22 protein-coding genes are annotated in these 22,788 nt (G+C 29.3%); 3 read left to right on the top strand and 19 right to left on the bottom strand.

Going from position 1 to position 22,788, the window contains the following annotated elements:
- Positions 1–115 precede the first annotated feature (115 nt).
- The 5 genes from F3K33_RS16710 to F3K33_RS16720 all read right to left on the bottom strand — a co-directional run bounded on the left by F3K33_RS16710 (position 116) and on the right by F3K33_RS16720 (position 3,347).
- Positions 116–553, bottom strand: a complete 438-nt coding sequence (locus F3K33_RS16710; protein WP_039769462.1) for a YmaF family protein — start codon at positions 551–553, stop codon at positions 116–118.
- Positions 554–1,204: 651 nt separating this feature from the next.
- Entirely contained in the window at positions 1,205–1,375 is a 171-nt protein-coding gene (locus tag F3K33_RS26460; protein ID WP_017211058.1) for a hypothetical protein, read from the bottom strand.
- Between the two features lie 225 nt (positions 1,376–1,600).
- Entirely contained in the window at positions 1,601–1,858 is a 258-nt protein-coding gene (locus F3K33_RS16715) for a hypothetical protein (RefSeq protein ID WP_039769464.1), read from the bottom strand.
- 166 nt (positions 1,859–2,024) lie between these two features.
- A complete protein-coding gene (locus tag F3K33_RS26465) occupies positions 2,025–2,195 on the bottom strand; it encodes a hypothetical protein (RefSeq protein WP_167514421.1) in 171 nt (56 codons plus the stop codon).
- Positions 2,196–2,363: 168 nt separating this feature from the next.
- Entirely contained in the window at positions 2,364–3,347 is a 984-nt protein-coding gene (locus tag F3K33_RS16720) for an HD-GYP domain-containing protein (protein WP_039769466.1), read from the bottom strand.
- 274 nt (positions 3,348–3,621) lie between these two features.
- Here F3K33_RS16720 and F3K33_RS26470 point away from each other — a divergent pair, with 274 nt between their 5' ends.
- Positions 3,622–3,759, top strand: a complete 138-nt coding sequence (locus F3K33_RS26470) for a hypothetical protein (protein WP_155715530.1) — start codon at positions 3,622–3,624, stop codon at positions 3,757–3,759.
- Positions 3,760–4,270: 511 nt separating this feature from the next.
- Here F3K33_RS26470 and F3K33_RS16725 read toward each other — a convergent pair.
- The 7 genes from F3K33_RS16725 to F3K33_RS16750 all read right to left on the bottom strand — a co-directional run bounded on the left by F3K33_RS16725 (position 4,271) and on the right by F3K33_RS16750 (position 9,765).
- On the bottom strand, positions 4,271–4,555 hold the full coding sequence (locus F3K33_RS16725; RefSeq protein ID WP_012059467.1) for a hypothetical protein: 285 nt from the start codon (positions 4,553–4,555) through the stop codon (positions 4,271–4,273).
- 139 nt (positions 4,556–4,694) lie between these two features.
- Positions 4,695–5,489, bottom strand: a complete 795-nt coding sequence (locus tag F3K33_RS16730) for a polysaccharide deacetylase family protein (RefSeq protein WP_039769468.1) — start codon at positions 5,487–5,489, stop codon at positions 4,695–4,697.
- A 522-nt stretch (positions 5,490–6,011) separates the two neighbouring features.
- Positions 6,012–6,260, bottom strand: coding sequence for a hypothetical protein (locus F3K33_RS26825; RefSeq protein ID WP_238953652.1), 249 nt, complete (start codon positions 6,258–6,260; stop codon positions 6,012–6,014).
- A 180-nt stretch (positions 6,261–6,440) separates the two neighbouring features.
- On the bottom strand, positions 6,441–7,355 hold the full coding sequence (gene ltrA, locus F3K33_RS16735) for a group II intron reverse transcriptase/maturase (protein ID WP_012059836.1): 915 nt from the start codon (positions 7,353–7,355) through the stop codon (positions 6,441–6,443).
- 674 nt (positions 7,356–8,029) lie between these two features.
- Positions 8,030–8,500 carry a GNAT family N-acetyltransferase gene (locus tag F3K33_RS16740; protein WP_039769779.1) on the bottom strand — a complete coding sequence of 157 codons (471 nt, stop codon included), beginning with the start codon at positions 8,498–8,500 and terminating at the stop codon, positions 8,030–8,032.
- A gap of 199 nt (positions 8,501–8,699) precedes the next feature.
- Positions 8,700–9,131 carry an HD domain-containing protein gene (locus F3K33_RS16745; protein WP_039769777.1) on the bottom strand — a complete coding sequence of 144 codons (432 nt, stop codon included), beginning with the start codon at positions 9,129–9,131 and terminating at the stop codon, positions 8,700–8,702.
- Between the two features lie 310 nt (positions 9,132–9,441).
- Positions 9,442–9,765, bottom strand: coding sequence for a thioredoxin family protein (locus F3K33_RS16750; RefSeq protein ID WP_039769775.1), 324 nt, complete (start codon positions 9,763–9,765; stop codon positions 9,442–9,444).
- A gap of 291 nt (positions 9,766–10,056) precedes the next feature.
- Between F3K33_RS16750 and F3K33_RS16760 the strand changes: the two genes are divergently transcribed.
- Complete coding sequence (locus F3K33_RS16760) at positions 10,057–10,995, top strand: transposase (protein WP_054249135.1); 939 nt, start codon at positions 10,057–10,059, stop codon at positions 10,993–10,995.
- Positions 10,996–11,041: 46 nt separating this feature from the next.
- Here the strand turns inward: F3K33_RS16760 and F3K33_RS16765 are convergent, their stop codons facing one another.
- The 7 genes from F3K33_RS16765 to F3K33_RS16795 all read right to left on the bottom strand — a co-directional run bounded on the left by F3K33_RS16765 (position 11,042) and on the right by F3K33_RS16795 (position 21,002).
- Entirely contained in the window at positions 11,042–11,335 is a 294-nt protein-coding gene (locus tag F3K33_RS16765; RefSeq protein WP_243141310.1) for a PIN domain-containing protein, read from the bottom strand.
- Positions 11,336–11,826: 491 nt separating this feature from the next.
- On the bottom strand, positions 11,827–12,807 hold the full coding sequence (locus F3K33_RS16770) for a substrate-binding domain-containing protein (RefSeq protein WP_039769385.1): 981 nt from the start codon (positions 12,805–12,807) through the stop codon (positions 11,827–11,829).
- Between the two features lie 176 nt (positions 12,808–12,983).
- A complete protein-coding gene (locus tag F3K33_RS16775) occupies positions 12,984–14,972 on the bottom strand; it encodes a methyl-accepting chemotaxis protein (protein ID WP_039769383.1) in 1,989 nt (662 codons plus the stop codon).
- A 326-nt stretch (positions 14,973–15,298) separates the two neighbouring features.
- The gene (locus F3K33_RS16780) at positions 15,299–16,351 is read right to left on the bottom strand and encodes a galactose ABC transporter substrate-binding protein (RefSeq protein WP_039769381.1); all 1,053 of its coding nucleotides are present in this window, start codon (positions 16,349–16,351) and stop codon (positions 15,299–15,301) included.
- Positions 16,352–16,588: 237 nt separating this feature from the next.
- Positions 16,589–18,481, bottom strand: a complete 1,893-nt coding sequence (locus F3K33_RS16785; RefSeq protein WP_051144772.1) for an ABC transporter ATP-binding protein — start codon at positions 18,479–18,481, stop codon at positions 16,589–16,591.
- 31 nt (positions 18,482–18,512) lie between these two features.
- Positions 18,513–20,246: an ABC transporter ATP-binding protein gene (locus tag F3K33_RS16790; protein ID WP_039769375.1), complete on the bottom strand. Its 1,734-nt coding sequence runs from the start codon at positions 20,244–20,246 to the stop codon at positions 18,513–18,515.
- Positions 20,247–20,570: 324 nt separating this feature from the next.
- Positions 20,571–21,002: a MarR family winged helix-turn-helix transcriptional regulator gene (locus tag F3K33_RS16795; RefSeq protein ID WP_023976476.1), complete on the bottom strand. Its 432-nt coding sequence runs from the start codon at positions 21,000–21,002 to the stop codon at positions 20,571–20,573.
- Positions 21,003–21,380: 378 nt separating this feature from the next.
- Here F3K33_RS16795 and F3K33_RS16800 point away from each other — a divergent pair, with 378 nt between their 5' ends.
- A complete protein-coding gene (locus F3K33_RS16800; RefSeq protein ID WP_039769372.1) occupies positions 21,381–22,712 on the top strand; it encodes a PLL family lectin in 1,332 nt (443 codons plus the stop codon).
- The last annotated feature ends 76 nt before the right edge of the window (positions 22,713–22,788 follow it).

Raw genomic sequence — 22,788 nt, forward strand, 5'->3', positions numbered from 1 at the left:
ATAAGGCGAAATTTAAATCACACTCTATTATACATAAAGTGTGATAATCAAACATCTATAATATATATATTTTAGAAGTTATTTAATGGTAAGCTTCTTTTATTGGTGTTTAAATCTAGCAATCTTTATCTTTCGGAACGTTTGTAGGATCTTCAACTAAAGTAGTAAAATAATAATCATGATAATGTCCATCTGCACAAGCTGTTTTACCCTTTACTAAATGAATATGCTTTCCGTCTGGAAGGTAAATAGCTGGACCTGTTGTATCACAAAGATTATGATAGTGATCACAAAAAGTATCTGTACGTCCTTCTATTTTATGAACGTGCGAATTCCCAAATTCTATTGCAGGACCAGTCATACCGGCAATTCGATGATTATGTCTCACACATTCATCATCTTTTGCATAATCTGTACTTGATAAATATTCATGATTATGATTCTTTATTCTATAGCTAATATCTACATAGTTACAGTTATCCTCATTTTTATCATTTTGGTTATTTTTATAACCACAGCTGCATCTCCCGTTATTATTACAATTGTATCTCACCGTAAGCTCCTCCTCCGTTATTAAAACATATATAATATTTTATGTTTGCTCGCATATTTGTGTGATTACTTAGTAACATACCATATTTTTATTGCTTTCCTATAGTAAATCCACCATTTCAAGTGGATTTAATTTCTATAAAATTTTGTATAAGTTAGACATTCCGTTCCTTAACATTGAACCATTAAAATCGAAATTTCTATATAAAAAATCTTTTTAAACAATCGCAAATAGATCATAATATTTTAATTCTTAAAATTAAATTTTAAAAAAGGTGGCATTGTACATGACAATACCACCTTTATAAAATGAAGAATCTTTTATCAAATCACTTTTATAATATCACAATACTTTAAACTAGTAACTATTTTTCATAACATAAATTTTGACAAAATATGCTAAAGCTCTTTCAACGAATGCTATATAAATTAGGTCTAATAAAATAAAGATGCAGCCAAATAATGACTGCATCTAATGGTTAAACTTGAGAGAGAGTTATTTAGGATTTGAATATATTGTGTATTTATATAATAGCATATTATTTTTAAATAGTCCATATTAATTAATAACTTTTATTGATTAATATTTTAAAATCCAAAAAAATAGAGGTAAATTAAATCATACAATTTAATTTACCTCTAATAATAAATATTATTGAGCTTGTAAAAATTCCTCATAGCTCTCTATTCTATCCTCTCTATTATTCTTCTTTAGCCAGTTATTATAAGTTAAAATAGTCTCTTCTAACTTGTTAATTTTTATAACTTTTCCAATCTTTTTCTTTTTTTCAGCATATATATTGATTTTCATTAAGTTACCCATAATAACTCTCCTTTCTTAAATATTAAATATTATTTATTATTTTCTATCTTCAAATATATATTACCAGATTATTATAAAATATTCAATACTATTTAAGAATAATTATTTGTTATTTTAAAATTATATTATATTTACTATCCATCTAGTGATACAATTAATAAATAAAATATTTTTAAAATTGTATTTATATATAATTACATAAATCTCATAAAAATTAAAATAAATTTATTCTATACCTTCAATCCTTAATAATTGAGGATTGTTATTAGAAACTCTAACATGTACCTTTGCTATCTTCATTCTCAAACTTTTTATTATTACCTTTACTTTACATATAAAATAATAGTCCTCTACACCATTAGTAATTACTGTTATAGGATCAAATTTGAATCCATTTATGCCATCTAATGCATCATTTAGTATTACTTTTTCTTCTATAGAAATTTCACTTCTGATTTCCATTTTTCTATTTTCTTTTAACATATAAACAAACACCTTCTCCTGTAATTATATTATTACCGGTTTTTGTCAGTTATTAATCAATTATATAAAGCTTTTCTTAATATAATATTACAAAAAAATAAAGATTCTGCTTTATTAAAAACAAAAGAGACAGATTAAACTTAAAATCTAATCTACCTCTTAGTAATTATCGAGCTCGTAAAAATTCTTCATAATTTTCGATTTTGTCCTCTCTATGTGTTACTTTTAGCCAATAGTTATATTTTAAAATATTTTCTTCTAAAACTCTTAATTTAATTTTACTCTTCTTATCCTTCTTAATCTCTGAATACATAATTATCTTAATTATATTCCCCATATTCACCACCTCCTTCTATATCTATAATACAATTTACATGTATAAATTTGGGTACTAAAATTTTAGGATATGAAGTATTTTCTATAATATATCCTATAATATTTCTTCGATAGTTATTTAATAAAAAAATAGTTAACCACAATCTCGTGGCTAACTAAAATATCTACTTTAATATACTACTTCTTCAATAAATATAGTAAGATTATTAACTAAATCAATATATTTTATATTATCATTTTCCTTAAATGCAACTATAGGCCTTGTTGGCATGTTTATATTTTGCTTAATAACCATGGCCTCTAACCCATTACTCAACTTTACAGTCAAACCATTAGGGTAACAATAAATCGATCCAACAAAATCCTTATATATATCATTACTGAATCTTTGCTGCCCCATTGCTGCTAATACTTCAATTGCATGGTGTGGCAAGATAGAATCATCAGAATCTAATATATTAATATATTCATTACAAATAGAAACAATCTTTGCAAACTCATATATCTTGTCCCCTTTTAATTTTTCAGGATAACCGCTTCCATCTTCATTTTCATGATGTGAGCGTATGCAAGTACATAATGTTGCCGAAAAATAATTATTACTTTTTACCAATTTATACCCTTCGATAGTATGATCTTCCCCATTAGAAACCATTTTACCAATATCATGTAATATAGCTCCAATTCCTAGCTTTAAAATCTTGTCCTGACTATATTTTTTCTTATAACCAATTATTATTGATAATAATGCTACATTCAACGAATGAGTACATAATTCAAGGTCTTTATCATTTTTAGCTAAGTTGTTATATAAATAGGCATTTTCTGAAATATTTATATTTTCAATTATTTCTTCAACTATTTTTATTACTGGTTGTTCAGGAACATATTTTTTTCTTTTGCATTCATCAAATACATTCTTTAACTCTTTAATTGCTTTTAATCTTAGCGGGGCATCATATATTTCTTGTAAAGTAACATCATTTATACCATCATCTATATAGACTGTGCTTATACCTATTTTCTTTATTTGTTCAATATTTCTTTCATTAATTTTTGCACCTCTATTTAAATATATCATTCCTGATTGCGTATAAATAGGAACCGCAAGCTCTTTGTCCATTGCTTTTTCGTTTAGTATAACTAATCTCATATGATTCTTCTCCTCTCATAAACATTTCATTTGTTTTTATATTGCTATTATAAATTATAATAAAATATATTTTATTGGTCAATTTTTTAATTTTACCCATTATAATCTTAATATCTTATTTTATGATACATTTGTTTAATATGTTAAGTTTTATCAAATTATTTATTGACGAAATTTTATCTAGATATTTTTTTGTTTTTAATCTAATTGTTGAAAATAGTCGTAATACAATTACGCTTTTTTGTTAATACTTTAGATAAGTGAGGTGTAGTTTATGATTATATTAAGTCTAATATTTTTAATTTTTATAGTAATAAGTATATTTTTGAGTTCTGCGAAAAATAAAAATATAGACGACTATATGCAAGACATGCAAAAACAGCTACAAGATGAGTTAAAAATAATAAAATAATAATAAAACTTAATATCGCTGTTTTAAATTGCAAAATAAAATGCAGCCATCATATGACTGCATTTTTTTATCTATTAATTATGAGGGGTAAAGGGGATTTGAATATCTTTTGTATATTCATATATTAGCACATCATCATAAGATAATCAATATTAATTGATATTTTTTATCAATTAATACATAAATTAATACTTCTCACAACGAAATCGAGAGCAATCACTAGTAGTGCAATCTGTAATTTAGCGCTTTCAGCGAAATTTTCATAGCCTATGAAATAATAATGTTTCTCCTTTTTGGTAGATTGTTTCATAAGACTAAGCTATTATAATGTTTATCTATGTGAAGATCTTTCTTTATGATTATTTCTAAGAAAATAAATATAAGCAGCAATTGGACCATTCCTAATTGCTGCTTTTGATAAATTATGAAAAAAAGTTTAACAATTTAATTATTAACATTTTTTTATTTTCCAAACCATTCCTATACAACAATTTTACTTGCTACAAGGCTTTTATACTATCTCTTCTATAGCTAATAATCTAGGCTTATTTCCATCTTGAACTTTAATATATATCCTCGCCATAGTCATTTGCAAATTTTCTATTATTGTTTTTACTTTACAAATAAAATAATACTCTTCTATTCCATTACTTACTACAGCTATTGGATTAAAGCTCCATCCCTTTATTCCACTTATTGCCTTTTGCAATATCTTCTTATCCCTTTTTGTAACTTTATTTCTAATTTCTAATTCTTTATCATCTCTAATTTCTAGATCCTCAATTTCTTTTTCCATGATATAAACACCCTTTCTAATAACTATATTAATACTTATTTTTGTCAGTCGTTTGTCAAAGTTATTAACCTTTTGTAAACATCATATTACCAAAAAATGAATTATGTAGAGTTAATAAAGAATATTTTTATATCGGCTCTTATATAATATTCTCAAAGAATGTAAATGTTCTTCTTGATATAGGAAAATATAACTCTTGTGTTTCTTCTGTAATCGTCTTAAATTCATATCCTTGTGATTTATAGTATTCTATTATTTCGGGTAATGCTTCACAAGTATTATTATTCATATCCGTACAATGTAAAAGCAATATTACTTTTGATAATTTCTCGCTTCCCTTTGTTGCCTTCCTATATAAATTATATGGAGAAAGCTTTGGATTTAATCCATCTGTATTATCCATATTCCAGTCATATACTTTAAAATTATTATCATGTAATTTTTTTAAACATCTATTATTTAAATGCTTACTACTTCCACCTGGAAACCTTATTATATTTGGCGAAATTCCAATAACATTATTTATCTGAATACGGCATGCAAGCATTTCTTGTATAAATTTATCTTCACTACAATAAATTTTATTAAATTTATGAGTATAAGTATGAAGCCCTATACTGTTTCCCTCATCATAAATTCTTTTTACAACCCCTTCTCTTCCCTCAATCTGGCTTCCTATGAGAAAAAAAGTTCCTTTAACATCCTTTTCCTTCAAAATGTCTAGAACACGATCTGTAACTTTATAGCTAGGACCATCATCAAAAGTCAGATAAATTACCTTCTTCATATCATGCGAAACTTTTTTATCCGGATCATGATTTTCACTAGTTGTTTCATTAGATGATATCGGAATAGCACTTACGTTTTTCATGCATATAAATATAACAAAAAGACCACTTAATAAAAATAAGAAAAATTTTATTCTATTCTTCAATTTCTCCCCCTCCTTTTATAATTCATTTTAGAATCATAATTCTAAACACTTCTTATAATTTACATATTTAAATTTTTTATTTGTGGTAATTTTGAACATCTACTTTAGTGATAAACAATAACAATTCAACTTATTTGATGAACAGATTTACAAAGTTACTAAACCCTTGAGTTCATATCTTCATTAGAAATAATAAATATATTTGTGGAGAAAACATTTGAAAATGAGCTATTAAAGGTTCTTAGCTGTAGGTTGTTCCAATTTAGCTTGTGAAGTGAGAGTCCCAAATTTTATTTTGGGTTCTCGAACTTCCTCAGCGAATGTAATGAGTCGAGCTTCCCTAAGAAAGTTGGAGCATGCTAAATTGGATACAACCTGCTGCTTAGAACCTTCAGCGATATTTTCATAGCTTTTCGGAATCAAAATATTTATGATTTGGTAAGTAGACTAGGGAATCACTTCCCTACCCCCTCTCAGAACCGTACGTGCGGATTTCCCGCATACGGCTCCCCACATTATAATTCACAGTATATATGATATATCTTCTTTTAAGTTGAAAATATTAACATATATTTTAGCTTTAGGTATTTTGAAGCACTCAAACATAGTGTCAAAACTTCTCCAGTTATAACTTCTTTTCTGACTTCTTTTGTTTAGCCATTTAAAAGTTAGTTTTCTTACTAAATATCTGAAAGTTGCGAGACTTAAACTGTTGTCAGTGATTCCGTAATACCTATAATATCCTATTAGTCTCTGTGTCAGTTTCTCCATTAATAATGTGAGCGGCACTGTTCTATTATTCTTTAACCATTCATTCAATCTCTTTATGCTAGCTCCAAATTTCTTTGAGCTAGTCTTCCTCTTAACTCTAAAACTTCCATTCTTTCTGCAACTGCAGAAGTGTGTAAATCCTAGAAAATCAAAAGTTCTATCTTTATATGATTCTAACTTTCATGCTCTCTTGAATTTTCTATCATAGTAGGCATTCTTACCGAAATATAATATTTTAGTTTTATCTTCAGCTACCTGCAAGTTAAATTTGTCTAATCTGTTTTTCAATGCTTCATAGAAAGCTTTCGCTTCGTCTTCATACTGAAAACAGCAAACAAAATCATCCGCATAGCGTACTATGTACGCCTGTCCTTTACACTTCTTTTTGATAAAGTTATTAAACCATATATCTAAAACATAATGTAAATAAATGTTTGCTAATGTTGGAGATATTATTCCCCCTTGTGGAGTTCCTTCATATACTTTATAAAACTTTCCGTTTTCCATTATTCCAGTTTTCAAAAATCTACCTATATATCTAAGTAAGTTCTTGTCTGCAATCCTGTGTTCAAGAAATTTCATCAACCACTTGTGGTCAACATTATCAAAGAATCCTTTAATATCAGCATCTACAACATAATTCACATTCTTTTCAGATAAATATACATTTAAGATTTTAAGAGCATCATGACAACTTCTATTTTGTCTAAACCCAAAAGAACTATCAATGAAATCTTGTTCATATATTGATTTTAATATTTTATTAATGGCTAATTGTACAACTTTGTCTTCATATGCCGGTATACCTAGAGGTCTTTTCTTGTTTGAACCAGACTTATCTATGTATACTCTCCTTACAGGCTGCGGTCTATATTTAAAAGTCTTCATTCTAATTAGTAGATTATCAATATTATTCTCTAAGTTAGTTTCATATTCTTCCTTTGTTACCTTATCCACTCCTGTAGCCTTATTTCCGCTCAGTTCATAATGGCATAAAATTAGCATTTCCTTGTTAACTAAATGCATTAGTGATGTAAATTTCTCTTTAGGATTATTTCCAGCTATTTCTGCTATCCTCTCAAGTTTTGTGTACATTTTTTTTTTTCCTCCTCTGTGTGAGAATTTCTGTTTCTCTTTTCAAGGTCTATAATATGTTACACCCTTCCCTCCATGGTCATTACTCATTTCTTCAGTACTATGGTGTAATCCGACTACTCATTATCATTTGAATACCTCTGATTTCTAATCATTGTTTTCCATACTCTGAAGTCAGAGAATAATGAGTCCTCCCAAGTTGACGTACTATATCAATGTATACCATGCTACACCTTAAAACCACGAGAAAGCACAGATATTCTTGCAATAATGATTATCTATGTTCTGACTTCTAATTTACCGATATTATCGTCCTTTCTGACTTTGTGATAATTTCGTGGCTAGTAGTTTCAGCATTCGCTTGCGGCCTGGTACCTTGTTTGTCTACACTTAACTTATTACATCGCCATAATAAGCCCAAGACTAACTAATGACTGGTTGCTGGCCTTTGTCATGCAGGATTCCCACCTGCTATATAGTAATAATGAGGAAGGTTAGCCCTCATTATCTTTTACGCCCTTGCTTGGCGTACCGGTAAGTTATCACATAAATCTAGTTTTAACGTTGGATATCTATAGGCATAAAAATAAACTAATAAATATACATTTAAAACATTGCATATTGTATTAGTTTATTATCTTATACTATTTATATATCTTAAACTTCAATAAAATTTATAATTCCTTTATGTACCACACATCACAAGCGTAATGTTCAGTTTCAACTAAAGGTTTTTCTAATCTAAGAAATTCATTCTTTTCGTAAAATCTCTTAGCGGCCTCCATATTATCAAAAGTTTCTAAATAACATTTTTTATAATGTACTCTCGCAAATTCTAAAGAAAGACCTAGTAATTTCTTTGCGATACCTGAGCCTCTTGCTTCTTTTAAAGAATACATTTTTTGTAATTCACATACATCTTCAGTTCCTAACAATGGCCCTATCCCACATCCTGCTACTATCTTCCCATTTTCTTCAACTACCCAGTATTTAGATTTTTCACCGCTATAGACTTGGTAAAAACATCCTAAGTTAGGATCAGACCAAGCACAGCCAGGTTTATTAGCCCCAAATTCTATCAAACAAGTTCTTATTAATGATTCTACTTGTTCATTATCTTTTTCCTGTATTTCTCTTATTATCATAAAGCTTTCCCCCACTACTAACTTGCTAGTTTAATTTTTATATAATAGGATACAATAAAATTACCTATTTATCAATATTAATTAAGAATGTTCCATTTAATATAACAATTAAAATAAAAATGCTCCTGAAACTTTCATGTTATCTATAATATTTTCCATATCAAAAGAAAAACTGTTCTTCATCCTCTCCATGTTACTCCTATCTATAAAATTCTAATGCATTAAGTATTTTATCTGCTGCTTTATTATATTTTTCTATTCTTTCATGATCCTTTTGAGAAGGATTTTTAATTCTTGATAGATTCATATTGTCTTTTAAATCGGCTAGCTTTATCTCGCACGCTAACCTATTAGTAATTATTCTTTCTATAAACTCATCGTATGTTTCATTATGCCGTCTTGTTAATGCATCCAGTGCAGATAGTATTTCTTCTGAAAAGCCTTCATTTTTTAAATAATCTATTGTAATATCAGTATCTTCTATTACATCATGAAGCACTGCACATATCATTTCTTCTTGGCTTCTCTTTGAAATCATTAATCTTAAAGGATGAAGAATATATGGTTTACCACCTTTATCCACCTGACCTTCATGAGCTTTTGCTGCTATACATATAGCTTTTTCCAACATATCTTCATCTCCTTTTACTAGTCAAATTATATTTTCAGTAAATTTAAAATATTCTTTGTGAACTTATAATCGAGTCAACTCTATGGATACTGTACCTTTTGGGGACATAACATTCGACTTCTTCGGTATAAACACCAAAGGCATCTTATGGACATTGTACCTTTTAAGGACATAACCTCCAAGAGCATCAGAAACAATATCTGAAATAGATTTTATTCTGCATTTACCGCAAAAAAACTGCTATAAAATTAATATCCAAAGCAGTTTTTTATACTGTAATAATCTATACAAAGTTGTATTCGCCTTTAAATTAGAATATCATTTCATAATATCTCTTTACACTTGCTTCTAATTCTAGTAAATCTAAATTTCTTCCTACTCTTATACTTTCCTTGCCTTCTATATAAAGTAGAAATATTGGTACAGAAAATACATTATATTTTGCTGCTAAATCTAAATGCTTTTCTGCATTTACTTCTCCACTCTTAACTTCAGGAAATCTTTTTAAAATATCTTCAATCTTAGTTTTAATGACTTCACACGCCCCGCAAGCTCCTCCTGTAAAATATATAGCGCTCATTCTTTTGTCTTTTATTAGATCTAATAGTTCCGTATCATTATTCAAATTGTCCAACTTAATTTACCTCACTATATTGCTCTTCTATCATCATATTTAATGTCACAACTTTATCCTCACCTAATATTTGATTTGCAGCATTATATAAATATTTATCTTCTGTCACTAATATAAGACTATCATCTGAATGACACGCATATAAAAGTAACAAATCATTCTGTGATAATTTATTTATACTATTTTAGGTTGTTGAATAAACAGAATTTGTAAAAAATAAATAAGTCATCCCTTTGTGATATAATAATTTCGCGAAAAACCCAAATATATCACATAAGGAATGACTCAAATATGATTATATCATCAAATATTAAAAGTGAAAATGACCATTATAAAATTTTTGAAGCTGTTAAAATTGCATTTGCTAAATTAAATTCGAATATTAAAAGTACTAAAGGGCGACCACGTAAGTATTCAGATGAACAAATAGTTGCATGTATATTATATGGCGTTAAAAGTAGTATTTTCAGTTTAAGAGAGCTTGAATATCGTATAAAGCAAGACTATGTGTTTCAGTCTATAATTCAACTCAATCAAGTACCAGATTATTCTACATTCTCATTAAGAACTAAAATTTTAGAGAAACATATATATTATGGTATTTATGCTATGCTTGTTGAACTTATCAATCCTGAAACTAGACTGTGTGCAATAGATGGAACTGCTTTAAGAAGTTCAAAATACGATAGCGAAGCTAAATCCGGTAAGGGTACCCGCCTTGGATATTATAAAGGTTATAAATTACACTGTATTGCAGCAGTTAGTGATATTATAATTCCTCTAGTTTTTTATTTAACAACAGCTAATGTTTATGATAATCAAGTCTCAGATTTACTATATGAAGCTAAAATTTATAATCCATTTTTAATACTTGCAGATGCAGCATATGATTCATTAGAATGGTTTGAAATTGCTTCTAGCTTAGAATTTAATTTGTTAACTGATATAAATATGCGTAAGGCTAAAAGTATTGAGTCATTTACTGATAAACGATATGAAAATGCTTTGTTTATTCAATCTCCTATTGGATCAAAATTATATAAAAACAGATTGAAAATAGAGCAATTATTCTCTGTATTAAAGGGATTATATAACTTAGAAAACCCAAGGCTTTATGGGCAAGCCCGATACGAACGTCATATAAAATGGGTCTTATTAGCGTACTTAATAGATGAATTTAACAAAAAGCAGCAAGGAATAAAAACTAGAAAATATCCTTGGAATATATAATTTCTAAGAATATTTTCTTAAATAACCATTTGTAAAAATTAGTTATTCAACAACCTATATTTAAATATATATTACCACTTTTAGAATACTTTATATTTAATTTTGATGAAAATTCTTCGAGATTATTCTTATTTATTTCTATAATTGAAAATAGCAATTTACAGAATCTTTCTGATAGTACTTGTTGACCTTTGTATTCTTTCCTTTCCTTGACCACAAGCTCTTCACTCACTTCTTTTAAAATTATTATTTTCTCATCTTCTATGAGTTTATTAATAATCGAAGGATATTGTTTCCAGAGCCCTATTACAACATTAGTATCCAATAAATACTTGTTCATAATTATCCCTCCCACAATTGCTATAGTATTATCCTTAATCTATTTATATATTTATTATACTCCGTATTATTTTTTTATTAATTATTATAATCTTAGTTTTCTCATCTATCGAAAATTCATTCTTTTAATTATATAAGTTTTTCTCTCATACATAAGAAAAGCTTTAGACATAATTTTTATTGTTTTATTTTTATTGTATTCTCCTCACCTACTTACATGTGCCACTTGCAAAATAGTAATTTTTAAGTGGCAAACCTATTAGTGATATAGCCCCAAATAATAAATAAAGTCGTACATATTAACTACACGCACGACTTTATTTGTTAAATTTCAATCAGTATATTTTATAGACTTAAGTCTTCTCCATTAGTTGAAATAACTTTTTTATAATACAATTGACGTAATTATCAAATAACTACATCTTAAAATCAACTATTATTTATTTCTCTGAATCTTATATGATTAATTTATTAAAAACTATTAATATAAAATTAACTCGTATAATTTTTCACGTTATCCTTTGTTACTTTTTCAAATGGAACCCATATGTGTTTCCCATCCTGTGCTAAATTTTCTATATTAGATAACTCACCATTTGATCCTAGTTGAACAGCTGCCTGAACAGCATTTTTGCTTTGGTCTTTAGCAGACTGATAAACAGTAAATTGTAAACCTCCATCTACAATAGCCTTGCATCCATCTGATGTAGCATCAATTCCCACAATTGGAATTAATGAAGTATCGATTTTATTTTCTTTAAATGAATCCATCACTCCAAGTGCCATTTCATCATTATTAGCAATTACACAGTCAAATTTTCTACCTGTAGACAGGAATATATTAAACATCTCCTTAGCTTTTGCCCTGCTCCAATCTGCATTATCCTCAAAAACATAATCGGCATCTATTCCTTTTTCCTTGAAAGTTTCTTTTACTGCCTTCGTACGCCCTTTAGTGGCTGCATGGTTCTTCTCACCTTTTAATAAGACCACTTTAATATTATTTTTATTTTTAAAATAATCTGCAATATATTCAGCTTGATATTGCCCTGCAACCTTTTCATTTGAAGCCACATAAATGTACTTATCTTTTTCTAGTAACTCTTCACTTGGACTACTATTCATAAATACTATCGGAAGATTTCCTGCTGCTTTTTTAAGTTGTAGCCCTGTAGTTGAATCCACTGGAGTGCATAGTATAACATCATATCCACCAGAAACTGCCTCTTTCATATGAGACACTTGCGTTTCTACAGAACCTGCCGCATCTTTAATAACTAAATCAACTTTTTCACTATCAGCAAAGTCTTTTGCACTTTTTGCTAGCATGCTACGAAATTCATCTGATGCATCTGAAATTGATAATAGAATTTTCACGTTTTTCTTTGTAGAAGAACTGCTCTTTGAGCTGCATCCCGATACCATAACAAACATCATAATTATAGTTAATAATATAGATATTCTCTTTCTCATACTATATACTTCCCCCTTAAAACTCATTATGTAATAATTATAAAGTCTAATAGAACAAAATTGCATGCAACTGTGAAACCTTCTAAATCAGTCTTTTTGATAATTTATTTCTCAAAAGTGTCACAATCCCCACAGATTTTACTCTAATGTAAATTCCTAGAGAATAAAAAATATCCCTATATTTTAAACATTTTAATCTGTTTGCTAAGTTCATCAGATGTATTTGCTAAAGTTTCTGCATCATTAGCTACTTTTTCACTATTTTTAGTAATATTATTTGATTGATCAACCATGACTTCTGACGTTGCTAAAATTTCCTCTGAACTTGCTGCTTGTTCCTCTGCTATGGCTGCTACAGTTGTTGCAACATCATCTAAATGTCCAACTTTTTCAATCATTTCTTGAATTAGATCATTTGCTGAATTAATTTTATTGAAAATATTATCAAATGTATCAGCTGTTCCACTTATTAAATAACTACTTTCATTAATATATTCTGCACTATCATGTGATTGCTTTACAGTATCTGAAACAAGTTTGTTAATTTCATTTACAATAGATGAAATATTTTTAACAGATTCAGAACTTGTATTAGCTAATTTGCCTATTTCACTTGCTACAACAGCAAATCCTTTTCCTGCTTCTCCAGCCCTAGCCGCCTCTATTGACGCATTAAGTGATAAAAGATTAGTTTGTTCTGCAATGCTTCCAATAACATTTATAATACTAGTTATTTCAATTGAAGATTTCCCAACGTTACTTATAGCCTGCTCAAGTGATCCTATTGAAATCCTTATATTTTCCATAGCTACGTTTACTTTTTGCATATCTTTTATGCCTTTTTCTGAGATCTTAATAGTTTCCTTCATTTTATCATTCACATTATTACCATAATCTCTAGTATTAGAAACGACATTAGCTAAAGTTGTTGTATTCTCAGCTATTTCTCCTACCGAACTTGATAACTGATCTACTGTTATGTTTAAATTTTGCATAGACTCAGATTGAAGTTTAGATGAATCATATAACTCTGTAGAGATTCTTATACCGCCTTCAGATTGTTCACTCATTTTATTTGATACTATACTAATATTATTTATCATATTTCTCATTACTGTTATAAACTCTTTTACACTTTTCAGCATAATTGAAATTTCATCATTTCCCTTTATTTCCACATCGACTGTAAAATCTCCATTAGTCATAGATACAATTGTGTCTGTAAGTTTTCTAATAGGTTTTATAACTACTTGCACAACTCGTTCCACTAAAACAGCTAAAATAATAATAGATATAATGCCTATTAAAATCATAAAAGTACGAAGCTTTATAAGTTCTGATAAAATAGATTTTGTTGGTACATATGATACAAGAATCCAATTGGTTCCCTCTACTTCTTTAAAAACAACCCTGTTATTATCTAACTCGCATGAATTGTAATCTTTATTTTCAATTTTTCTTGCAACATCTGTAAAAAATTTATCATTGCTGGAATCAAGTTTAGTGGAAATTAATGAACTATCTCTATTAGCTACTATTGTTCTATCATTGCTGTCTATCAAGAAAGCTTCTGCATCATGCATATCAATCATTGAATTTACAATTATCGATACTTTATCCAATGAAAGATCTACAGAAAAAATCTTTATCTTTCCAGATTTATCATTTAATATTGCCGAAGCACTAACAACATTCTTACCAAATTCATTCTTATATGGTGATCCAAATGCCATATTAACACGAGTAAGTCCCTCTTTATACCACACTGAGTTAAGCACATCTTTATCTGATTTATTGGATTTTTCTGCTTTAAATAGCTTTCCACTCTCATCAGCTATGTAAAATCCTTCTTTGTAATTATCACTGTATCCATAATATTTATTTAGTACGTCTTGTAATTGTTTTTCGCTTAAATTCGCAACTTCTAATGAATCTTTTAAAGTTTTAAATGATGACAAGTTTTCATTTAACAATGATTCAATTTGATCAACCTGCTTCTTACTTGAGGTTTCTAGCAAATCATTAGCTGAGTTGGTTATTATATTTTTAGACTTATTGTAGGAAATAAAAATAAGCAATGAAATTACTATTACTAGCATTGGAATAATAATTCCAAGCATTTTTGTTTTAATTGAAACCTTATACTTAGTTTCCCCTTTTTTCATAAGCATCCCCCTTTTAGGCACTATAAATTATAATAGCATTTTTCCTATACCTATAATACAATTTTTCTTCCTTTATGTATACATTCTTCTACAATATTTCATATTTCTCCTTTATTTTTTCATAGCTCTATATTTAAAACGAACTTTTATTTTAAAAAAATACAGATGAAGATATCTTCATCTGCAATTCTTATTTAAATAATTTTTATATATTTATAATTTCTCACATAATATTTTAATTGCATGCATTAATAAGAAACCTAATCCAATTCCAAATGAAGCTCCCGTAAATAGCCTTCTAATATTAGTATTCTCCAAATTCTAATTCATTTTACATATTCACGGTAAGGCATACGTAAAATTCTATTATCATCAAATTTATATTTTGTACCTTCGAGAGGATCTTTTCCCTTAACTAAGTTCATGCCTACAGAATATATTGCTTGAGCTTCTGCACTTGCATCTTGAATAACTGTCCCGGTCATAAATCCTTTATCTACTAATTCCATAGCTTCTGGAATAGCATCAATTCCGACTACCAAAACATTTTTATTTTTATCACCTTTATTATACCCATATTTCTGAAGTGCTTTAACAGCTCCTATGGCCATAGCATCATTATTTGCGATAATTGCTTCAACACTATTGCCATATCTTAAAAATAATGAGTCAATGCTCGCTCTAGCACATTCTTCATCCCAATTACAACTTTGTATTGCAAGTTCATGGGTTTTTATTCCTGCATCATTAATTGTTGAAATAGAATACTTTGTTCTATCAATAGTACCAGGATGATCTATTTTTCCCTGAAGCATAATATATTGAAGTATATTATCTTTATTTTTATCTATAGCTCCCTTATTGGCATTCCATGAATCAACTATTATCTTACCTTCTAGAGCTCCAGATTCTTCAGTATCAGTTCCAAGAAAAACAATATTCTTGTAAGGGGTAATAAAATTCAATATATATTTATTAGGTGTTCCATTTAAAATTAATGGTATATTATTTTTTTCAATTTTATTAATTACATCACTTATAGTATCTACCTTTGTATCAACCAGATTTATTACAAACAAATCAAAATGATCATCAATAGCTTCGTAAATACTTTCGTTTTGTATAACCTGATTTCCTTTTCCATCAAAAAAAGTGAACTCAACCTTGCCCTTATTTTCTTTCTGAATGTCCTCTAAATTCTTTCTAACCTCAATGTTATATTGATCATCTTCTCTAGATTGAAACACAGCTACTTTTACTGGAATTATTGAAGCCCCATTTAAATTAATTGCTAAACTTTTCGAAATACTACCTATTAGCATAATTATTATTACAAAGGAAATTGTAGTAAATATAAATATCTTTTTAAACAAACTCATTTCAAGACCCTCCTATACTTAGTTATACTCATAGATTGTCTTTTAATAAGAGTTTTATTCTGCATATAAGAGCATTTTATGCAAGTGAATATGATTTATTTTTTTATTCTTTATATAGTAATTAACCCAGATAAAATAGATTAATATAAAAATTATCCATAGCTTTAATTGCATTATAATTTCATAAAGAATAAAAAAATTTAATGACCACAATTTTGTGGTCATTAAATTTCGGCTTTATGATAATTCAAAAGCTCCTGTATATAATTGATAATACTTACCTTTTTCTTTTATTAGATCATCATGATTTCCTCTTTCAATAATTCTACCTTGGTCTAATACCATAATTACATCAGAGTTTTTAATTGTTGAAAGTCTATGAGCAATTACAAAAACGGTTCTTCCTTTCATAAGCTTATCCATTCCTTCTTGAACAATTCTTTCTGTTCTTGTATCTATGCTTGAAGTTGCTTCATCCAAGATTAAAACTGGTGGATCTGCTATTGCTGCTCTAGCAATTGTTAATAGCTGCCTTTGACCTTGTGAAAGGCTGCCTCCATCTCCTGTAAGAACTGTATCATAACCATTTGGAAGATGTCTTATAAACGTATCTGCATTTGCAAGTTTTGCTGCTGCAACTACTTCTTCATCTGTAGCATCTAATTTACCATATCTAATATTATCTGCTACAGTTCCAGTGAAAAGATGTGCATCTTGAAGCACTATTCCAAGAGATCTTCTTAAGTCATCCTTTTTAATCTTGTTGATATTAATACCATCATATCTTATCTTTCCATCTTGAATATCATAGAAGCGGTTTATTAAATTAGTAATAGTGGTTTTACCTGCTCCTGTAGCACCTACAAAGGCTATTTTTTGTCCTTGTTTAGCATATAGCTTTATATTATGCAAAATTATCTTTTCATCATTATATCCAAAGTCCACATCATCAAATACTACTTCACCAAGAAGCTTTGTATACGTAATAGTTCCATCTTCATGAGGATGTTTCCATGCCCAAATTCCAGTACGCTCTTTGCACTCTTCTAATTCACCATTTTCATTTTCCTTAGCATTTACCAAAGTAACATAACCTTCATCTGTTTCTTTCTGTTCATCAAGAAGCTTGAATATACGTTCAGCCCCCGCAAGTGCCATAATAACAAAATTGAATTGTTGAGCCATTTGATTAATTGTTTGACTAAAGTTTCTTGTTAATTGCAAAAATGCTGCAAGTCCGCCAAGTGTAAATCCACCAAATGCACCAATAGCTAAAACTGATCCAAAGATAGCAACAGCTACATAATTTATATATCCAATGTTACCCATAATAGGCATCAAGACATTAGCATATTTATTGGCATTATTTGCACTATTAAAAAGCATATCATTTAATCTATCAAAGCTAGCTTTTGCTTCTTCTTCATGGCAAAAGACTTTTACAACCTTTTGCCCTTCCATCATTTCTTCTATATATCCATTTACTGCACCTATATCTTTTTGTTGAAGACCAAAATATTTTCCACTTTTTGCACCAATAACTTTAGTAACTCTAAACATCAATAATATAATTATAATTTCAACGCCTGTTAAAGGAATACTTAAATATATCATTGAAGCAAATATACTAACAACAGTTATGATAGCTGACAATAATTGTGGTATTCCTTGGCTTATCATTTGCCTTAAAGCATCTGTATCATTTGTATATAAACTCATTAAATCTCCATGAGCATGTGTATCGAAGAACTTTATTGGCAAACTCTCCATATGAGCAAACATATCATCTCTTATTCTTTTTAGAGATCCTTGTGAGATTACAATCATTATACGACTATATATATAAGTTGATATAACCCCGACATAATAAATTACTGCCATAGTAATTATCATTTTAAGAAGCGGACCAAAATTTGATTCTGGTTTATTTAAAAGTGGTGTTATATAATCATCAATTAAGTTTCTTAAAAATAACGTTCCAATAACATTAGCAAGAGAACTTATAATAATAGTTACTAGTACCATGAAAAATAAAAACTTATATTCCTTAAGTATATACTCTAATAATCTTTTTAGTATCTTCAAAGAATTTTTATCGGCTTTTACAGGCGCACGTCCACCACGTCCCATCATTCTAGGAGTTCTATTGCTAGCACTATCTTTACTCATTGTCGCTCGCCCCTTTCATTTGAGATTCGTATACTTCACTATATATTTCATTTGATTTTAGTAATTCTTCATGAGTTCCAAATCCATCTATTTTCCCATCATTTAATACAACAATTTTATCTGCATCTTGAACTGAAGAAATACGCTGAGCAATAATAATCTTTGTAGTATTTGGTATTGTTTCTTTAAATGCTTTCCTAATTAAAGCATCAGTTTTAGTATCTACCGCACTTGTAGAATCATCTAAAATTAATATTTTAGGTTTTTTAAGTAGCGCTCTTGCAATACATAATCTTTGCTTTTGTCCTCCAGATACATTTGTTCCGCCTTGTTCTATAAAAGTGTCATACTTATTGGGAAGACTTTCTACAAATTCATCTGCCTGTGCTTGCTTACATGCATCTATTAACTCTTCATCAGAGGCATCTTTATTTCCCCATCTTAAATTCTCTTTTATTGTTCCAGAAAATAAAACATTCTTTTGTAATACCATAGAAACCTCATCTCTAAGTGTTTCTATATCATATTTTCGAACATCAACTCCTCCGACCTCAACACTACCATTTGTAGTATCATACAATCTTGGAATAAGCTGAACAAGAGTAGTTTTTGAACTTCCTGTTCCTCCTATAATTCCAATAGTCTCACCAGAATTAATTTTCAAATTGATATTTTCTAAAACAAGGTTGTCCTTATTTTTATTATACGAAAAGCCAACATTATTAAAAGTTATAGATCCATCTTTTACTTCATAAACTGGATTTTCATCATTTGCCAAATCACTTTTTTCATTTAAAACTTCTGTAATTCTTTCAGCTGATGATTTAGACATAATTACCATTACAAATACCATCGAAAGGAACATTAAACTCATTAATATATTAAGAGTATAAGTAAATAAACTCATCAATTCTCCAGTTGACATAGTATTTGAAACAATCATTTTTGCACCAAGCCAAGATAAAAGCAAGATACATGTATAAACTGTAAATTGCATTGCTGGAGCATTAACTATGATTAGCTTTTCAGCTCTTATAAAATATTTGTATAAAGTTTCAGAAGCTTTATAAAACTTGCTGGTTTCATGATCTTCTCTTACATAAGCCTTTACTGCTCTAATTCCAGTTAAATTTTCTTGTACACTAGCATTCAAATCATCATACTTTTTAAAAACTTCAACAAAATATGGGTGTACTGTAGTCATAATGAAATATAATATAACTCCAAGAAAAACTATTGCGCCTATAAATATCATAGATAATTTTGCATTAATATAAAAACACATTGTTGTAGCGGATATAAGCATAAATGGCGCCCTTACAGCCATTCTTATTATCATTTGGAATGCATTTTGAACATTTGTTACATCTGTAGTCAGCCTTGTTATAAGTCCAGCTGTAGAATATTTATCTATATTGGAGAAAGAAAAATTTTGTATATTATAATACATTCCCTTTCTCAAATTTCTAGCAAACCCTGTTGAAGCTTTAGATGCATGTACACCACCCAAAACTCCAAAAGTTAGAGATAGAAATGATGTTATTATCATTGCTCCACCAACAATACTTACATATTTCACATCACCTTTTCCTACTCCATTATCAATAATCCATGCCATTAAAAGTGGAATAATTGTTTCCATAACTACTTCTAATGCTACATATAGAGGAGTTAGAATACTATCCCTTTTAAATTCTGCTACAAAACCTGCTAATCTTTTTATCATAATTTTCCTCCTTCTTTGTTAGGTTTCTAACTAATAGCTTAAAAAAAATTGCATTAGCACATGAAAATAAATAACAAGTCCAAAGTTGCCAATAGAAGTTCCGACATGCAGCATAGCTACTCCTTTCTAATGTGTGGATATTTTTCATCAGGCAAGGAGGCAAATTGCCCTCATAGCGGGCCTATTAGGTCAATTTGCCGATGAGCAGAGAACCAAAATCTATGATTTTGTGTGAATCGCTTACTCAGTGAGCGTATGCGAGTCGAGCTTCCTTTATGGTGGAAAATAGGCTGGCAAATGTACTTGTTATTTTTTGAATGTGCTTTAATCTGCAATTTTCTTAGCTAATCTATCAATTAAAGAAACTAATATATTAAATTCATCCTCATTTAACTCATCTCTTAATGATTTTTCAACTCTAAGGATAAACTCATATACATTTCTTTGAATCCCCATTCCTTTTTCTGTCAATACTATTTTTTTCAGACGTGCATCTTCTGATACACTTATTCTCTTAATATGACCATTCTTCTCCATCAATTGAAGTACGCTTGTCACTGAAGAACGTCTAATATCAAGTTCCTCTTCTATATCTTTCTGAAAAATGTCTTTTTTATCTGATTTATGATATATGAAGCCAAGAATCCTAGCTTGAACTCCAGTCACGCCATATTGTGAAGCTTCCTTATCTATTCTTCTATGCAATCTCCTAGATAACATACTCAATTTTTTCCCAATGTGTACCTCTTTATCCATACTTATGCTCCCATCAGTTTGTTAGATTTCTAACATATATTATTTTAGTTTCACCTTTTAAATTTGTCAAGGTAATATAGTTTTATTTTAAAAATAATATTTTTCAACTCTTAGAACTTAGTTTCTTTGTATTTATTGTCAATTCTTTATATAGTATTTTCTATTTTCATTTGATGAATCAAAATCTCCAATAACAACTTGAAGCCTTTCATTACTGTATTTATACTCTTGCTTAAGATCTATTATTTTTTTGAATATAGAAACTCAATTTCAACATATGTATATTAAATTTACTATCTCTGTAACATACCTAAACCGTAATCATAAAATGAATAAGACAGGCTTTACTGCCATAGCAAAAATACAAGGAGATTCTCAATGTATAATGATGTTTTTTTTTACTGCCCGTATTGTATGCAGAAAAACACTTGTCCATTTTTTGATGAACAAATGAAGAATTTCAGCGATAATGATGAAATATCAAGATTTGATAGATACGAAGACTCTTATGAATTTCAAGATTCAAACTTATTGACTAAAGAAATTCACTCAGACTCTTATAGAGCTTCTGACCAAGAAGTTAATAGAATATTAAGATTAATGCGTAATCAAATGCCTCAGTTTTTCTCACTACTACAAGGAGTTGGCGATAACTATTTTAGAACCGCTATTGCTTTCACTTTAGATAATGCTCAAACATATCCGGGAAATATAAATCAAAGTGTAAATAGAATTTTTAACGACTTTAGAAGAAGAAATAATTCAATTTTTCTTTCTCTTCGTTCTCTAGGTGTTCCTAACAACGTTATTAATCTCACTTTTAGATCTATAATTGAATTTACTCTTAGAAACATTAAACCTTCACCAGCTCCTGGTCCAAATCCTACTCCATCGCCTAGTAGTGGTTGGAGTAAATGGGAAGATCTTGGCGGAGTTTTAAAATATTCTCCTGGAGTTTCTTCTTGGTCTGCAAACAGGCTTGATGTATTTGTAACTGGATCTGATAATGCTCTTTACCACAAATGGTGGGACGGCTCTCGCTGGAGTGATTTCGAAAACCTTGGTGGTGTTCTAACTTCTTCTCCTGCAGCTGTTTCTTGGGGAAATAATAGGATCGATGTATTTGGTAAAGGTTCAAATAACGCAATGTACCATAAGTGGTGGAATGGCTCTCGTTGGAGTGATTTTGAAAATCTTGGTGGAGTCTTAACATCTGCACCTGCTGCTTCTTCCTGGGCCGCAAACAGAATAGATACATTTGTCCGTGGAACAGATAATGCTCTTTATCACAAATGGTGGGACGGCTCTCGCTGGAGTGACTTCGAAAACCTTGGCGGCGTTCTAACTTCTAGTCCAGCAGCTGTTTCTTGGGGAAATAATAGAATAGATGTATTTGTTCGTGGTCAGGGAAATCGTCTATATCATAAATGGTGGGATGGTTCTCGCTGGAATGACTTTGAAGACCTTGGTGGAAATTTGACATCTGCTCCTGCTGTATCCTCTCGAGCTTCTAATAGGCTAGAGGTATTTGCACGAAATCAAAGTAATCAATTAATTACAAAGACATGGAACGGTTCGCGCTGGAGCGATTGGCAAACAATAGGTGGTTCCTTCACTTTAGATCCTGCAGCTGTTTCTTGGAGCTCTAATAGAACCGATGTATTTACAAAAAGTTCAAAAGATTCTCTATTGCATATTTGGAGAAATTAATTAGTATAAAAAAATCGCAGGCGACTGTGGAGCCGTAGATTTTTTTTACGCATCTGCCTTTCCGAACGCATGTGAG

The sequence above is a fragment of the Clostridium beijerinckii genome (genome assembly GCF_008705175.1).
Taxonomy (GTDB): Bacteria; Bacillota; Clostridia; order Clostridiales; family Clostridiaceae; genus Clostridium; species Clostridium beijerinckii.

What these genes read in the sequence shown, in the direction of transcription:
- F3K33_RS26460 (WP_017211058.1), bottom strand. Translation starts at nt 1,375, where the DNA reads ATGGGTAACTTAATGAAAATCAATATATATGCTGAAAAAAAGAAAAAG.
- F3K33_RS16715 (WP_039769464.1), bottom strand. Translation starts at nt 1,858, where the DNA reads ATGTTAAAAGAAAATAGAAAAATGGAAATCAGAAGTGAAATTTCTATA.
- F3K33_RS26465 (WP_167514421.1), bottom strand. Translation starts at nt 2,195, where the DNA reads ATGGGGAATATAATTAAGATAATTATGTATTCAGAGATTAAGAAGGAT.
- F3K33_RS16720 (WP_039769466.1), bottom strand. Translation starts at nt 3,347, where the DNA reads ATGAGATTAGTTATACTAAACGAAAAAGCAATGGACAAAGAGCTTGCG.
- F3K33_RS26470 (WP_155715530.1), top strand. Translation starts at nt 3,622, where the DNA reads ATGATTATATTAAGTCTAATATTTTTAATTTTTATAGTAATAAGTATA.
- F3K33_RS16725 (WP_012059467.1), bottom strand. Translation starts at nt 4,555, where the DNA reads ATGGAAAAAGAAATTGAGGATCTAGAAATTAGAGATGATAAAGAATTA.
- F3K33_RS26825 (WP_238953652.1), bottom strand. Translation starts at nt 6,260, where the DNA reads ATGGAGAAACTGACACAGAGACTAATAGGATATTATAGGTATTACGGA.
- ltrA (WP_012059836.1), bottom strand. Translation starts at nt 7,355, where the DNA reads ATGTACACAAAACTTGAGAGGATAGCAGAAATAGCTGGAAATAATCCT.
- F3K33_RS16740 (WP_039769779.1), bottom strand. Translation starts at nt 8,500, where the DNA reads ATGATAATAAGAGAAATACAGGAAAAAGATAATGAACAAGTAGAATCA.
- F3K33_RS16745 (WP_039769777.1), bottom strand. Translation starts at nt 9,131, where the DNA reads ATGTTGGAAAAAGCTATATGTATAGCAGCAAAAGCTCATGAAGGTCAG.
- F3K33_RS16760 (WP_054249135.1), top strand. Translation starts at nt 10,057, where the DNA reads ATGATTATATCATCAAATATTAAAAGTGAAAATGACCATTATAAAATT.
- F3K33_RS16765 (WP_243141310.1), bottom strand. Translation starts at nt 11,335, where the DNA reads ATGAACAAGTATTTATTGGATACTAATGTTGTAATAGGGCTCTGGAAA.
- F3K33_RS16770 (WP_039769385.1), bottom strand. Translation starts at nt 12,807, where the DNA reads ATGAGAAAGAGAATATCTATATTATTAACTATAATTATGATGTTTGTT.
- F3K33_RS16775 (WP_039769383.1), bottom strand. Translation starts at nt 14,972, where the DNA reads ATGAAAAAAGGGGAAACTAAGTATAAGGTTTCAATTAAAACAAAAATG.
- F3K33_RS16780 (WP_039769381.1), bottom strand. Translation starts at nt 16,351, where the DNA reads ATGAGTTTGTTTAAAAAGATATTTATATTTACTACAATTTCCTTTGTA.
- F3K33_RS16785 (WP_051144772.1), bottom strand. Translation starts at nt 18,481, where the DNA reads ATGGGACGTGGTGGACGTGCGCCTGTAAAAGCCGATAAAAATTCTTTG.
- F3K33_RS16790 (WP_039769375.1), bottom strand. Translation starts at nt 20,246, where the DNA reads ATGATAAAAAGATTAGCAGGTTTTGTAGCAGAATTTAAAAGGGATAGT.
- F3K33_RS16795 (WP_023976476.1), bottom strand. Translation starts at nt 21,002, where the DNA reads ATGGATAAAGAGGTACACATTGGGAAAAAATTGAGTATGTTATCTAGG.
- F3K33_RS16800 (WP_039769372.1), top strand. Translation starts at nt 21,381, where the DNA reads ATGTATAATGATGTTTTTTTTTACTGCCCGTATTGTATGCAGAAAAAC.